Raw genomic sequence first — 2391 nt, forward strand, 5'->3', positions numbered from 1 at the left:
TTGACAAATCTCAAAGAGCCGTTGTCGATAAAACGGTTCACGTTGTCGATAAAACGGTTCAAGTGGAAGAAGACGAAGACGCTTATTCGATAAAAACCGTTGGAATATACGAAAAACCGCTTGACGAATTGGACGCCGTTTTGCATTTCAATTCCGATAAAAATCCATTCATGGCTTATTTCCCTATAAAGAGAGACGAAGATTTATATAATGTAAAAATCGGAAAATATCCGTCTTTTCTTTTTAGAGAAGGCAAAGATACCGTTTACGAAATATACGAAAACGAAGAATCGAATCATGAAACTTGGAATATAGATAAAGTAAAAGCGACTGCCGACAATAATATAGACGCAAGCGAAAGCGCAGAGTATAAAATGGAAGAATTTAATGTTAGCGAAGCGGTAAATTATTTGATTGAAAACGCGGATAAAAAATTTGTAGTTTATGTAAGCAGTATAACGGAGCAAATCGAGGGTTTATATAAGGAATCCAATAATTCTTTCGTTTTGATAAGAATGTTTGATATTTAATTTTGATTTTAATTTATTTTTTATTTTTTAATTAATCCTATAAAAAAAGGAGGAAAAGTAAATATGAGTTTAATTGATTATATAGATAAAGAATCTATAATGATTGATGTTCAAGAGACTAATAAAGATAAACTTCTATCAAAAATGGTGGAAAGACTCGACAGTTGCAAACTTCTCTTAAATAAAGAGGAAGCGGAACATTCTATTATGGCAAGAGAAAAATTAATGAGCACGGGAGTTGGAAACGGAGTGGCAATTCCTCATTCAAAAACAAACGCCGTAAAATCAATAGTCCTTACTATTGCAACGGTTAAAAACGGAATAAATTATAAAGCTCCCGACAATAAAAAAGTTTTCGTTATATTTATGCTTTTATCTCCAAAAGATTCGGCAAGCGATAATTTGAAAGTTCTAACAAGCATTGCGGCGATACTTAGAGATAATAATCATTTTATAGAAAAACTTATTAACGCAGAAAAATCGGACGATATTTTGTCGTTAATCGCAAAAGAGGAAATGAGAGTTCAATGCCGAAAATAACCGTTGAAAAATTTTTGAAGCTTAACGAAAATAGAAATAATTTTTTAAAAGTAAAATGTTTAACGGACTCTATTGGACTTACAAACGAAATAAACAGCTCGGAAGTAAACAGACCAGGGATGGCGTTATTCGGATATTTCAAAGATTTTGTTTTTGAAAGAATACAAATTTTTGGAAAAGGCGAAGGAAATTATGTTTTGACTCTCGCAGAAGAAAATAAGCTCGATATATTTGAAGAATTATTTAAATATAAAATGCCAATATGCATTTTTACTTACAATTTAATTCCGCCAGAATCGTTTTTAGAAATTGCAAAAAAAAATAATGTTTGCGTGATTATAAGCGAACTTAAAACCGCAGATATGGTGAGAAATATAGAAAATTTAACGGAAGAGGAATTTGCCGAGTCGTTTACCGCTCATGGAGTATTTGTCGAAGTTTTCGGAGTTGGAATTTTGATTTTAGGAAAGAGCGGAGTCGGAAAGAGCGAAGCCACTTTGGAATTAATTTCAAAAGGACATAGATTAATATCGGACGATACGGTTGAATTCAAAAAATTAAACGATGGAAGAATAATCGGCAGAAAAAACGAATTCATAAAACATAATATGGAAGTGAGGGGAATCGGAGTTGTCGATATAAGCAGACTTTCGGGCATGAGCGCAATTAGAGATAGAAAGAGATTAGATTTGGTTATAGAACTTGAAAGCTGGAACGATGACGAACAATACGACAGAATGGGACTCGAAGAAAAAACTTATAATATTTTAGAGACAGAAATTCCTTATTTGAAAATTCCAGTTCGAGCGGGAAGAAATATTTGCATTCTAATAGAAACGGCGGCTAAAAATCTTCGTCTAAAAGAAATGGGTTATAACAGCGCAAAAGAATTGAACAAAAATTTAATCACCCAAATAGGAAAAAAGAAATCGGACAATTTAATATAATTATAATTGTAATTTTATTTTCTATATAATATAATACGGACTAAAAAATATTTATTTAAAATATTTAAATTAAAAAATTAGGAAATTAAATTATGTCTACAATAGCGGTGGGAATGAGCGCGGGAGTCGATTCGACTACTACGGCAAAACTTTTGAAAGAGCAAGGAAATAATGTTTTCGGCGTGACAATGCTTCACTGGAACGGAGATACGAGAGCGCCTTTAAGTAATTCTTGCTACGGACCTTATCAGAAAAATATAGTTGAAGAATGCGAAAAATTGGCAAAGCAAATAGGAATAGAATATTTTACATTTAATTTAAGTGATATTTATCAGAAAAAAGTTATCGATTATAATTATATTAAATTGTCCGAT

2 protein-coding genes and 2 pseudogenes are annotated in these 2391 nt (G+C 31.7%); all 4 read left to right on the forward strand.

Annotated features, from left to right (window positions below; genetic code table 11):
* Positions 1-530 (forward strand): annotated as a pseudogene (locus EZH24_RS10340) (ribosome hibernation-promoting factor, HPF/YfiA family); the annotation flags it as partial.
* A 63-nt stretch (positions 531-593) separates the two neighbouring features.
* Positions 594-1070, forward strand: a complete 477-nt coding sequence (locus tag EZH24_RS10345; RefSeq protein ID WP_137999052.1) for a PTS sugar transporter subunit IIA — start codon at positions 594-596, stop codon at positions 1068-1070.
* Complete coding sequence (gene hprK / locus EZH24_RS10350) at positions 1058-2017, forward strand: HPr(Ser) kinase/phosphatase (RefSeq protein WP_137999053.1); 960 nt, start codon at positions 1058-1060, stop codon at positions 2015-2017. The genes EZH24_RS10345 and hprK overlap by 13 nt, the downstream gene beginning before the upstream one ends.
* Positions 2018-2109: 92 nt before the next feature.
* A pseudogene (locus tag EZH24_RS10355) lies at positions 2110-2391 on the forward strand (tRNA 2-thiouridine(34) synthase MnmA); the annotation flags it as partial.

The sequence above is a fragment of the Brachyspira catarrhinii genome, from assembly GCF_005518285.1.
Classification (GTDB): Bacteria; Spirochaetota; Brachyspiria; order Brachyspirales; family Brachyspiraceae; genus Brachyspira; species Brachyspira catarrhinii.

What these genes read in the sequence shown, in the direction of transcription:
- EZH24_RS10345 (WP_137999052.1), top strand. Translation starts at nt 594, where the DNA reads ATGAGTTTAATTGATTATATAGATAAAGAATCTATAATGATTGATGTT.
- hprK (WP_137999053.1), top strand. Translation starts at nt 1,058, where the DNA reads ATGCCGAAAATAACCGTTGAAAAATTTTTGAAGCTTAACGAAAATAGA.